At 72.3% G+C, this 10,851-nt stretch carries 12 protein-coding genes; 6 read left to right on the top strand and 6 right to left on the bottom strand.

The window, feature by feature from the left end; all coding sequences use genetic code 11:
• On the bottom strand, positions 1-540 hold a 540-nt coding region (locus tag ACRDSK_RS13550), incomplete at its 3' end, for a DUF5937 family protein (RefSeq protein WP_431440933.1).
• Positions 541-742: 202 nt separating this feature from the next.
• On the opposite strand from ACRDSK_RS13550, the gene ACRDSK_RS13545 reads away from it, so the two are divergent.
• Positions 743-2,080 carry a ferredoxin reductase family protein gene (locus tag ACRDSK_RS13545; protein ID WP_431440932.1) on the top strand — a complete coding sequence of 446 codons (1,338 nt, stop codon included), beginning with the start codon at positions 743-745 and terminating at the stop codon, positions 2,078-2,080.
• A 77-nt stretch (positions 2,081-2,157) separates the two neighbouring features.
• Positions 2,158-3,258 carry an acyltransferase family protein gene (locus ACRDSK_RS13540; protein WP_431440931.1) on the top strand — a complete coding sequence of 367 codons (1,101 nt, stop codon included), beginning with the start codon at positions 2,158-2,160 and terminating at the stop codon, positions 3,256-3,258.
• Here ACRDSK_RS13540 and ACRDSK_RS13535 read toward each other — a convergent pair.
• From ACRDSK_RS13535 to ACRDSK_RS13515, 5 genes are all read right to left on the bottom strand, one after another.
• Complete coding sequence (locus tag ACRDSK_RS13535) at positions 3,245-3,622, bottom strand: VOC family protein (protein ID WP_431440929.1); 378 nt, start codon at positions 3,620-3,622, stop codon at positions 3,245-3,247. The genes ACRDSK_RS13540 and ACRDSK_RS13535 overlap by 14 nt on opposite strands.
• A 183-nt stretch (positions 3,623-3,805) precedes the next feature.
• Complete coding sequence (locus tag ACRDSK_RS13530; RefSeq protein ID WP_431440928.1) at positions 3,806-5,497, bottom strand: protein kinase domain-containing protein; 1,692 nt, start codon at positions 5,495-5,497, stop codon at positions 3,806-3,808.
• A gap of 642 nt (positions 5,498-6,139) precedes the next feature.
• The gene (locus ACRDSK_RS13525) at positions 6,140-7,078 is read right to left on the bottom strand and encodes an ornithine cyclodeaminase family protein (RefSeq protein WP_431440926.1); all 939 of its coding nucleotides are present in this window, start codon (positions 7,076-7,078) and stop codon (positions 6,140-6,142) included.
• Positions 7,075-7,824 (bottom strand): EI24 domain-containing protein, encoded by a 750-nt coding sequence (locus ACRDSK_RS13520; RefSeq protein ID WP_431440924.1) that lies wholly within the window; start codon positions 7,822-7,824, stop codon positions 7,075-7,077. Before ACRDSK_RS13520 ends, ACRDSK_RS13525 begins: the two co-directional genes overlap by 4 nt.
• Positions 7,825-7,826: 2 nt before the next feature.
• Positions 7,827-8,399, bottom strand: coding sequence for a hypothetical protein (locus tag ACRDSK_RS13515; protein WP_431440922.1), 573 nt, complete (start codon positions 8,397-8,399; stop codon positions 7,827-7,829).
• 77 nt (positions 8,400-8,476) lie between these two features.
• Here ACRDSK_RS13515 and ACRDSK_RS13510 point away from each other — a divergent pair, with 77 nt between their 5' ends.
• From ACRDSK_RS13510 to ACRDSK_RS13495, 4 genes are read left to right on the top strand one after another with little or no spacing between them, the layout of a single operon-like run.
• Positions 8,477-8,977, top strand: a complete 501-nt coding sequence (locus ACRDSK_RS13510) for a YbaB/EbfC family nucleoid-associated protein (protein WP_431440919.1) — start codon at positions 8,477-8,479, stop codon at positions 8,975-8,977.
• Between the two features lie 10 nt (positions 8,978-8,987).
• A complete protein-coding gene (locus ACRDSK_RS13505; protein ID WP_431440917.1) occupies positions 8,988-9,320 on the top strand; it encodes a hypothetical protein in 333 nt (110 codons plus the stop codon).
• 10 nt (positions 9,321-9,330) lie between these two features.
• Entirely contained in the window at positions 9,331-10,476 is a 1,146-nt protein-coding gene (locus ACRDSK_RS13500; RefSeq protein ID WP_431440915.1) for a hypothetical protein, read from the top strand.
• 4 nt (positions 10,477-10,480) lie between these two features.
• A complete protein-coding gene (locus ACRDSK_RS13495) occupies positions 10,481-10,846 on the top strand; it encodes a hypothetical protein (RefSeq protein WP_431440913.1) in 366 nt (121 codons plus the stop codon).
• Positions 10,847-10,851 lie beyond the last annotated feature (5 nt).

The following is a 10,851-nucleotide window of genomic DNA, read 5'->3' as shown; positions in this document are numbered from 1 at the left end:
GGTGTCGACCGCCCGGCGCAGCGCGGGCGCCGCGGACCGCCACTCGGCGCGGCAGCACACCGTCCACATGCGACCGAGAACGTCGACGAGCTCCGCGCGCGCCGCGGCCGCCTCGTCGAGCAGCGTCCGGACGACCCGCACCGAGGCCGCACCGCGGGCCCGGGCCAGACCGAGCACGTTCGCCCGCTCGGCGGCGCCCGGCCGTCCCCGCTCGCGCAGCAGCGGCCGCAGCATCGCGGCGGCGAACTCGGCCGGTGGCATCCGGCTCAGCCACGTGAGCTGCTCGGGGAGCGGGCCCGCGGGCACCAGCGTCGGGTCCGCCAGCACCGTCGCCCGCACCGCGCTCACCGCGAACGACCAGGCGTCGAGGTCGCGGGCGAGGTCCGCGGGCAGAGCCGCGCGGGCGGCGGCCACCCACTCGACGTGCTCGGGATGGTGCTCCGCGCCGACCAACAGGTGCCAGGCCCACCCCAGCTCCACGAGCGGCGACAGCACGAACCGAACGTCCGCCCCGTCCGGCACCTCGATCGAGATCGACATGGCGCCGACGCTACCGGCGCCGCGACCGGTGGCCGGCTCGCAGCCAGCACCAACCCGGCGACCGCGTGTCGCTTCCGGACGGTCCGGGCCGTCGCCGGTCACGATTTGACGTTCGGCGCATCCGGCGCACGATCGGCGCCTCCATACTGTGTGACCACACTGTGACCCGGTCGACCGCGGCCGGGCCGGAGCGGAGGTGGCGATGGTGGCGACGAGTCAGCAGGTACGGCGGCCGTCCGTACCGCCCCGCGTCGCGGCGCGATGGGCGCTGTGGGCGTTCGTCGTGGTCAACGTGGGGATCGTCGAGCTCCTGTTCTTCACCGAGGGCACCGGCAAGAACGACATCCTCACCATCGCCAAGTTCTTCGGCATGCACGCCGCCCTGCTGATCATCTTCCAGCTGCTGCTGGTGGCCCGGCTGCCGTGGTTGGACCGCCGCATCGGCATGGACCGGCTGACCGTCTGGCACCGCTGGGTCGGGTTCACCCTGCTCTGGACCGTCCTCACGCACGCGACCATCGTCGTGCTCGGCTACGCGGCGCTGGACGACGCCTCGGTGGGGTCGACCTTCCTGGCACTGGCCGGCGTACCGGCCTCGCTGCTGGGCATGTTCGCCGCGGCGCTGCTCATCGTGATCGCGACGGTCTCGACCCGCGGCATCCGTCGTCGGTTGCGCTATGAGACCTGGCACGGCCTGCACCTGTTGATCTACCTGGTGCTTGGCCTGGCGTTCGTCCACCAGCTCCTGGAGACGACGACGTTCCGGTCCTCCGCGTTCGCGACCGCCTACTGGTGGGCCTTGTGGATCTTCGGCTTCGGGTCGCTGATCGTCGGCCGGCTCGTCGTGCCGATCGTTCGCAACGCGCGCCACCAGTTCCGGGTCGCGGCCGTGGTGCCGGAGGCGGACGACGTGGTGTCGGTGCACGTCACCGGCCGCAACCTGGAACGGCTGCCCGCACGCGCCGGCCAGTTCTTCATCTGGCGGTTCGTCGGCCACAACCACTGGTGGCTGGCGAACCCGTTCTCGCTGTCCGCCGCGCCCAACGCCCAGTCGCTGCGGCTGACCGCCAAGGCCGTCGGCAAGGCCAGCGCCGGGCTGCGCAACGTCCCGGTCGGCAGCAAGGTGTTCATGGAGGGTCCGTACGGGGCGTTCACCTCGCTGCAGCGGACCCGGCCGAACATGGTGCTGATCGCCGGCGGAGTCGGGATCACGCCGGTGCGCGCGTTGCTGGAGGAGCCGGGGTACGGGGACGTCGTCGTGCTCTACCGGGTGCGCAGCGAGCGCGACGCCGTGCTGTTCAACGAGGTGCGGCACCTGGTCGCGGCGCGCCGGGGGCGGCTGCAGCTGCTCACCGGCCGGACCGGCGACGGCGTGCGGCCGTTCGAGCCGGAGGGTCTGCGCTACTTCGTCCCCGACATCACCGAGCGCGACGTGTACGTCTGCGGGCCGCCCGCCATGACCGACGCCGTACTGAGCTCCCTGCGCAAGCTGGGGGTGCCCGGCGCGCAGGTGCACGCGGAGAAGTTCAGCATGGCCTGACCCGCTCCCGCCGGAGAACCGTCGGCGGGCCGCCTACGTGTAGTGGGTGGACCTGACGGACGGCGGGAAGGGATGGCGTGACCGGTCGACCCCGGCTCGAGGTACTCGACGGTCTGCGGTTCGTCGCCGCGTTCGCGGTCCTCGCCTACCACTACACGACGCTGGACCGGATCTGGCAGCGGCGGGCCGCGCAGATCTTCCCGGACCAGACGTGGACCTACGGGTGGCTGGGCGTCTACCTGTTTTTCCTGATCAGCGGGTTCGTCATCTGCATGAGCAGCTGGGGACGCGGGGTCGGGTCGTTCCTGGTGTCCCGGGCGGTGCGGCTGTACCCGGCGTACTGGCTGTCCGTCATCGCGATCTCGGTGCTGCTGTCCGTCTGGCCGTTCTTCCGCCAGCCCGTCGGCTGGGACACCGCGCTGGTCAACCTCACGATGTTCCAGGACGCGGTCGGGGTGCCGCCGGTCGCCGAGGTGTACTGGACGCTGTGGGCCGAGCTGCGGTTCTACCTGCTGTTCGCGCTGATGGTGTGGTGGGGGCTGACCTACCGGCGGGTGATGGGGTTCTGCGTGGCCTGGCTGGGCGCGGTGACGGTGGCCAAGGCGTTCGTGCCGGACGGCGGCATCGTCCACATCGTCCTGATGACGGACTACGCGCCGCTGTTCACCGGCGGCATCGCGTGCTACCTGATGTACCGGTTCCGGCCGAACGTGCTGACGTGGCTGCTCGTCGCCGGGTCGTTCGTGCTGGCCGTCCCCGCGGCGATGTACCGCGCGGGCCTCGAGGCGTACCCGGGCCAGGAGGTGCCGGGCTGGCCGGCGGTCCTGCTGATGGGGGTGTGCTTCCTGCTGATCGCGGCGGTGGCGCTGGGCTGGTTGAACTGGGTGCGGGGCCGCTGGCTGGTGGTGCTCGGCGCCACGACGTACCCGCTGTACCTGCTGCACGTGGACCTCGGCGGGCCGCTGCTCCGCGCGCTGCAGTGGACGGTGCCGCCGACGTTGCTGGTCGTCCTGGTGACGCTGGCGATGATCCTGGTGGCCTGGCTGGTGCACCGGCTCGTGGAGCGCCCGTTCGCGCCGCTGCTGCGCCGCGCCCTGCTCTCCCTCCGTCCACGCGCGACTCCCGAGACTCCGCCGGCCGCCGCCCCGGCGCCCGCCGGCGGTGTCACTCGACGTTGAACGGGATGTTCGACGTGAGACAGAACGGGTGGCCGGCCGGATCGAGGAAGACACGCCACTGGTCGGGCTGTGGTTGGTGGTCGGCCAAGGTGGCGCCCAGCCGCAGCGCCTCCGCCTCGGCCTCCTCGAGCCCGCGCACCGCGAGGTCGAGGTGGACGTGCTTGGGCGTGTCGCCGCCCGGCCAGGTCGGCGGCCGGTAGTCCGGCACCCGAATCGTGGCGATCAGCATCGTGTCGGTGTGCACGGCGGAGATCTCCTCGTCGCGGCGGATCACCGTGCCCTCGAGGAACTCGGCCCAGAACTCCGCGAGGGGAACGGGTTCCGCGCAGTCCAACGACAACATCGCCATCCGAGCCACAGCCATGGGCGCCATGCTAGGGCACGTCTGACGGATCTCCGGCCGCGCGATTCGCGCCCAGCCGGCCCCTGGCCGCGTTGTCGCGATGGCCGAGGCCCGGTACGAGGCCATCGCTCCGCCTTGCCAAGAACCGGCTGGATCACGAATCGCATCGACAAGACCCGCCAGACGCGCCCTAAGCCCAGGAGGTCAGCTGTCGCGGGCGTAGACCTCCAGGACCTTGCCGTCGAAGTCCGCCTTGAGGTACGCCGCGCCGTAGTCGTCGACCAGGTAGAACATCATCACCGGTGTCGTCTCGTCGAAGAGGTCGGTCGTGATGATCAGGTAGCGCAGCGTCGGCTCGGCGACGCCGAGGTCCTTCTCCGCGCGCTGCCACAGCCCGGGCATGGCGTCCCAGCTCACCGCGTTCAGGTCGACGACCGCGTCGTCGGACACGCTGTCCGCGCCGGTGCGGGTGGCTGTGCCGTTGCGGTACTCGAAGTTGTCGAAGCCGTTCTTCACGGCGTCGGTCGGCGCGGTCGCCACCGCGTAGTCGGGGTAGATGTTGAGCTCGGAGACCTTGGAGCCGCCCATCTCCTCGGTCAGGGCGGCGACGGCGGCCCGCGCGCCCTGCGGGGTGTGCAGGTCCTCCTGGGCCGTGCCGCCGCCGGTCTGCGGCACGGTCGGCACGTTCACGCTCGGCACGTTCACGCTCGGCACGGTGATCCCGGGGACCGTGGCGACCTGTGTCGCCGACGAGTCCGGGTTGCCGGCGGCGGTGTCGTCGCCGGACCCGTTGTTCGAATCGCGCGTCACGTACAGCGTGATCGCCACGGCCGTCACGATCGCGGCCAGCGCGGCCAGTCCCGCCGTGAGGACGGCCCGCTTGCGTCCGGTCGGCGCGGGAGTGTTCGGCGATGACGGCAGCCCACCGTAGGGCGGCGGCGGGCCATACGCAGGTGCGCCGTGTGGCGGCGTGCCATGGGCCGGCGTGCCATGGGCCGGCGTGCCGTGAGCCGGGGTGCCGTGAGCCGGGGTGCCGTACGCGGCCGTGCCATGGGCGGGTGCGCCGTGCGGCGGCGTGACGGGCGGTGGGAACGGTTGGTACGGCTGGGAACCAGCCGGTCCCGGTGCGACGCCGGCCTCGGCGGCCGCGAGCATCCGGTCCAGCTGTTCGCCGGTCGGCCGCGTCGCGTGGTCGGCGACCAGGACCGCGGCCAGCGCGGGACCCAGCGGGCCGGCCTGCCGTGGCGGCGGCACCGGCTCGGTCATCACGGCGGCGAGCGTGGCCATCGTGGTCGCCCGCCGCATCGGGTGGTAGCCCTCGACGGCCACGTAGAGCAGCATCGCGAGCGACCACAGGTCCGACGCCGTCCGCGTCTCGTCCCCGTGCAGCCGCTCCGGCGCGATGTACTCCGGCGAGCCGATCACCTCGCCGGTCGCCGTGAGCGTTGTCGAGTCGTGCATCGCCGCGATGCCGAAGTCGGTGAGTACGGCGCCGCCGTCCGGACGCAGCAACACGTTGCCCGGCTTCACGTCGCGGTGCAGGATGCCCGCCGCGTGCGCCGCCCGCAGCGCCGCGAGCACGTCGCGTCCGAGACGGGCGACCTCCTGCGGCGCCATGGCTCCCTGGCGCAGCCGGTCCGCCAGCGAGGCGCCCCGCACCAGCTCCATGACGATCCACGGGTACGGCGACCCCTCGATCTCGAGGATCTGGTAGATCGACACTACGTTGGGGTGCTGGAGCCGGGCGAGCGCGCGGGACTCCCGCAGGACCCGCTCCCGCTGCTGCGCGGCCAGTCCCGGGTCGTGCTCGTACACCGCGGCGTCGGCGGGCCGCACCTCCTTGATGGCGACCTCGCGGTCCAGCCCCAGATCGCGGGCGCGCCACACCGTCCCCATGCCCCCGGCGCCCAACCGAGCCAACAGCTCGAACCGGCCCCGGGCAGGCCGGCCAGGGTCGTCAGGCCGGCCTGCGCGACGTAGAGGCCCGCGGCCGCGCCGGTGAACAGGCCCGCCCGCAGCAGCGTGCGACGCGACAGGTCGGTCCGCCGCGGCCGGGTCCGGCGAGCGAGCACGTGCCACACCACGAGGGGAAGCAGGGCCAGCGCGGCGGCGACGTGGATCCACATGCCGAGCTCGCCGCCGATCGAGCGGACCAGCCCGGTCGTGTAGCCGATGCCGGCGAGCAGCGTGGTCACCGCCAGGGCCGCGAGGAGCAGCGACAGCCAGCGGGTCCGGCGCGCGCGGCGCAGGCCGTGGCGCACCACGCGGCCCTTCCACGGCATCAGCAGCACGACCGCCAACCCGGCCACGCCGTGGGCGATCACGACCCACCGGCCGCCGGTCGATCCCGACGACACCGCGCCGACCCCGGTGGCGAGCGCGAGCAGCAACGCCACCAGCAGCGCCAGGTTCGTCCGCCGCCCGGCCGGCCCGCGCAGGACCCTGGCCAGACGCCCGCGGGTGGACCTGGCCGGGACCGTCATGGCGCCGACGGTAGGCGCGCCGCGCGGGTTCGACCAGATGCCGAACGGCACCCCCTCACTCCGGCCGGTCGGCACCTGACCCCGGGTCGTGCCCGCGGTACGTGGCCGCGGCCACCGCGAGGTCCTCCCAGGCCATGCCGACGGACTTGAACACCCGCGGCCGCCCGGGATCGAGGGTCGGGTCGCCGCGCACGAGGTCGGTCAGCGACGTCGGCGCGAGCTCGCCGGACCGCTCGGCCAGGATCACGTCGCCGGCCTCGCGCCGCGCGGTGGCCACGTCCTCGACGACCACAGTGGACCGTCGCATCGTGACGTCGTCGAGCTCGCGCGCGTCCGGGGTGTGCGAGCCCATCGCGACGACCGTGGCATGTGGGGCGAGCCGGTCGCCGTCGAACAGCGGGGAGCGGGCCGACGTACAGCACAGGACGACGTCGGCCCGCTCGACCGCGTCGGCCGCGGCGAGGTGCGCGGAATGCCCGCGCGCCAGACATTCCCGGTGGAACGCCGCGGTCGACTCCGCCGTCCGGCCCGCCACGTCGACTCGCTCGACCGCCCGCACCGCCGCGACGGCGTCGAGGTGCGCGAAGGCCTGCGGGCCGGTGCCGAACACCAGCACCCGTCGGGCGTCGTCGGCGGCGAGCAGGTCGACCGCGAGCGCCGACACCGCCGCGGTGCGCACCAGCGTCAGCGCGGCGCCGTCCACGACCGCGAGCGGGACGAGCGTGTGGGCACTCAGCAGCAGGTAGCTCCCGGTGATCCGCGGCCGGCCCCGGCTCGGGTTGCCCGGCGCGACGCCGACCACCTTCACGCCGACGAACTCGGCGTCCTCGGCCGGCATCAGCAGCAGCTCACCGGCCGCGACCGCCACCTTGGACCGGGCCGGCGCCCGGCCCGAGACCGCACCCGCGAGCACCGCCTCGCGCAGTACCGCGACGGCCCGCTCGGCCGGCATCGACCGGGCGAGCGCGGCGGCGTCGATCACCGCGGGCGTCATGTCACCCTCGCGTCGCGGAGGGCCTCGCGGGCGACGAGCACACCGCCGACGTAGGCCACCGGCAGCACGAGGATGGCCGCGAGCGGGATCGCGCACAGCAGCGACGCGGGCACCCCCAGGCCCAGCGCGAGCGCGCGTCGCCGCCTCAGCACCGCGCGGCGTCGCCGGAGGTCCATGCCTCGCCGGTAGAACGGCACCGCGACCAGCTCGAGTGCGAGGAACCACCCGGTCACCAGCGCCAGCAGAACCGGCACCACCGTTTGCCCGACCACCGGGACGAACCCCGCGACCACCAGCGGCAGCGTGAACAGCAACGCCCGCAGCACCAACAACACGCCGTCGCGCAGGCCGAGCCACAGCAGCCGGGACCACGACAGGTCCACCGCGCCGGCCCCGTCGCCGAGTTCGTCCTCCACCTTCTCCGCGATGTGCTCGTAGAACGGCCCGCCCACGGCCAGGGTCAGCGCGGTGAAGCTGAGCATGCCCACGACCAGCGCCGCCCCGAACAGCGCGACGTCGGCGGCGACCCGCACCGCCGCCCGCAGCCCCTCGGCCCAGTCGTCGGCGAACGGCGTGACCAGCGCCGACAGGTCGTCGATCCGGTACGCCAGGAAGATCAGCCCGCCGAGCAGGAGCAGCGCGGTGAGCACCGCGGGCAGCGCTCCGATCAACAGCAGCCGAGGGGAGCGGAGCAGGATGGCGAACCCCTGCCCGAACATCCGAACGCCGGTGAGAAAGTCCCGCATCCTTACCACTTCCCCTCGTCGCGCGTCGCCGACTCGTGCTGGAAGTGGGACTCCTCGGCGCTGATCGAATACACGAACTCCGAGCCGTCGGGCCAGGTGACGCGCCGGTGGGCGGGGAAGATCCGCGGCTTCGCCGCGCCCGTCGCGTGCCACAGGATCGTCGGCGGCGGGCTGTCGGCCGGGTCGAGGAAGACGTGGCCCGAGTCGACGACGGCGACGTGCGACTGCGAGTAGACGAGCCACGGGCCGTTCGCCGGCCGCGCCGCGTCAACGAGCCCGAGCGCCTGCGCGTTCGCCGGGCCGGACACCCGGCCGGACCGGCCGAAGGCGTGCGCCGCGGTGCCGCTCCCGATCGACAGCACGGCGCTGACGATCCCGCCGACGGTCCCGCGGAACACGTTCCAGAAGAACCGGCGGACCAGTCGCGTGCCCTTGACCGTGCCGTCCTTGCGCCTGCCGGGCACGTCGAAGTCGGGCTTGACGTCGTCCAGTTGGACGGCGACGACCGGCTCGCGCCACTCGCTCTCCGCCAGCGCGCGGACACGCGCGCGAGTCTCGGGTTTCGGAAATATCACGACCGGTGAGGTTAGTGCCGGCGCCGGCACGCGGACCGGCATCCTGTGCGCCAACGCGATGCGACCGAGGAGTGAGTGTGTCCGCCGAGTTGGAGCGGCTAGCCGCCGAGTTCGAGAAGTTCCAGGCCAAGATCAAGCAGGCCGAACGAAAGTTCGGCGGCGTCGGGGAGATGCAGGAGCGGATGGCCGAGCTCGAGGCCGTCGCGACCTCGCCGGACCGTTCGGTGCGCGTGGTCGCCGGTGCCGGCGGCGCGGTGACGGACATCCAGCTCACGCCGGACGCCATGCGCCTGCCGTCCACCACACTGTCCGCCACGATCATGGAAACGCTGCGCGCCGCCGTGGCCGAGGCCGTCCGCCGGCAGGCCGGCATCGTCGACGAGACCATCGGCGGCGACCTGGGGGCGAGCACCACCGAGCAGGTGCGGCAGGCTCAGGCGGAGGCGTCGGGAGAGACACCGGGAACGCATCGCGACGATCTTCCGTCACATCAGGACGAGCCGAGCGCGCCACAGCGGCGACCGGCCCGCTCGGACGACGACGACTTCAGTGACGGCTCCATCTACGGCGGACCGTGAGAGGACGCAGATGACGAACCCCGACGGGACGCATGTCGACCTGTCCGCGCTGACGAGCTACTCGAGCCAGCTCGGCTACTACTCGTCCGAGGCGGACCGGTTCGGCGCGGTCATCGACCAGGCGGACGTGACCAACGAGGCGTGGGGCCTGATCGGCATCTGGGCCAAGCAGTCCTACACCGACCGGCTGACCGAGCTCCGGTCGCTGCTGGCGGAGATGAAGGAGGGCGTCGGCGACCTCACCACGAAGGTCACCGACTCCGTCTCCGTCTACCAGGGCAACGAGGACGACAAGGTGATTGAGTTCGGCCAGTACGAGGCCAATATCGACGGTCCGAGGTGACGGGAACACGATGACCGAACCGAAGCAGAGCATCGCCGACGCGCTGAACGTGACCGAGTACGACGAGGGGTTCGCCGCGAACGCCGACCGGGCGGCGGAGGCCACCCCGATCGTCGGCAACGTGTGGAAGTCGGGCAAGTCCATCGCCGAGCACGCCCAGGAGATCGGTCAGGCCGAGGACTTCGGCGACATCGCGGCGGCGTCCGGGAAGCTGGTGGGCGACGGGGCGCAGTTCGTGTCCAGCGCCGCGGTGGACGTGACGTTCTTCGCCCTGGACCCGATCGGCTGGCTGGTCAGCCATGGGCTGAACATGCTGCTCGAGCTCGTCCAGCCGCTGCAGGACGCGCTGCACCAGGTCAGCGGCGACGGCCCCGCCATCGGGCACGCGTCGGACAACTTCGTCACGATCGCCGAGGGCTTCGTCGCGCTCGCGGACGACTTCGAGTCCACCGGCGACGAGGCGCTGAAGGACTGGCTGAACGACGCCGGTGACGCGGCCCGCGCGGCACTGGGCGACTTCTCGACCGGCATCCGCGGCCTCGGCTCGAGCGCGGGCTCGGTCGCCGAGGTGCTTCAGATGTGGTCGACGGTGATGGTCGTCATCGAGGAGGTCATCAAGGCGATCATCTCGGAGCTGGTGTCCTGGCTGATCACGATCTGGCTCCCCGCGCTCGCCTCGTCGGTCATCACCCTCGGCGGCTCGGTCGCCGCGGCGATGACCGCGTCCATCGCCAAGGCCGCCAGCGTGTTCGCCAAGGTCACCCGGCACCTGGGCAAGTTCGGCAAGCTGCTCGACGAGTTCATGACGTTCCTGGTGAAGTTCTCCGGAAAGATCGAGCGGATCACCGAGAAGTTCCGCGTGGGCAAGGTCGTCGAGGCCGGCAAGCGGGTCACCCCGGTCGTCGGCCGGGTGACCGACCGGGCGGTGTTCGTGCCGAGCCGCCGCGTGATCACGACGACGTTCGGGACGGCGGCCGGCGTCGGCCCGCTGGCGACCGGCATCGGCATCAAGTCGGCCGCCGGCATCGCCAAGGGAGCCTCCCGCGAGGCGAACGAGGAGTACCAGGAGGCCCTGGAGGGCAGCCCGTTCCTGAACGAGAGCCAGGTCGGCGGCGACCAGAGCGCCGAAGACACCCGCCGAAACCTCGACATCTGAGCCGATGGGCATCGACTACCCCATGACGCGGCCGAGCGTGGTCACCGCCGCGTCCGTGCTGCTGTACGTGTTCGCCGGCTTCGGCCTCCTCGGCGGACTGTTGCTGCTCACCGCCGGCGTGGCCGCGAGCGGGCTCGCCACTGTGGTGACCCTGCTGCTGGTCGGCTTCTCCGTGCTGTACATCGTGCTGGCGACCAAGATCCTGGGCGGCAGCAACGGCGCGCGGATCACCGCCATCGTGCTGCTGTCGATCAGTATCGCGCTCAACGTGATCGACTTCGACGAGGGCTCCTTGGTCTCCATCGGGCTCGGCCTGCTCGTCATCGGCCTGCTGGCGTGGAACCGGGACGCGCAGGCGTACTTCCGCTAGCCCGG

This window comes from Actinophytocola sp. (assembly GCF_050699915.1).
Taxonomy (GTDB): domain Bacteria; phylum Actinomycetota; class Actinomycetes; order Mycobacteriales; family Pseudonocardiaceae; genus Actinophytocola.
This window is presented reverse-complemented; position numbering and strand designations above follow the sequence as displayed.

Bases quoted from the DNA above. Each gene is read 5' to 3' on its own strand.
- ACRDSK_RS13545 (WP_431440932.1), top strand. From the start codon at position 743: ATGGTGGCGACGAGTCAGCAGGTACGGCGGCCGTCCGTACCGCCCCGC.
- ACRDSK_RS13525 (WP_431440926.1), bottom strand. From the start codon at position 7,078: ATGACGCCCGCGGTGATCGACGCCGCCGCGCTCGCCCGGTCGATGCCG.
- ACRDSK_RS13535 (WP_431440929.1), bottom strand. From the start codon at position 3,622: ATGGCTGTGGCTCGGATGGCGATGTTGTCGTTGGACTGCGCGGAACCC.
- ACRDSK_RS13530 (WP_431440928.1), bottom strand. From the start codon at position 5,497: ATGGGGACGGTGTGGCGCGCCCGCGATCTGGGGCTGGACCGCGAGGTC.
- ACRDSK_RS13500 (WP_431440915.1), top strand. From the start codon at position 9,331: ATGACCGAACCGAAGCAGAGCATCGCCGACGCGCTGAACGTGACCGAG.
- ACRDSK_RS13495 (WP_431440913.1), top strand. From the start codon at position 10,481: ATGGGCATCGACTACCCCATGACGCGGCCGAGCGTGGTCACCGCCGCG.
- ACRDSK_RS13505 (WP_431440917.1), top strand. From the start codon at position 8,988: ATGACGAACCCCGACGGGACGCATGTCGACCTGTCCGCGCTGACGAGC.
- ACRDSK_RS13520 (WP_431440924.1), bottom strand. From the start codon at position 7,824: ATGCGGGACTTTCTCACCGGCGTTCGGATGTTCGGGCAGGGGTTCGCC.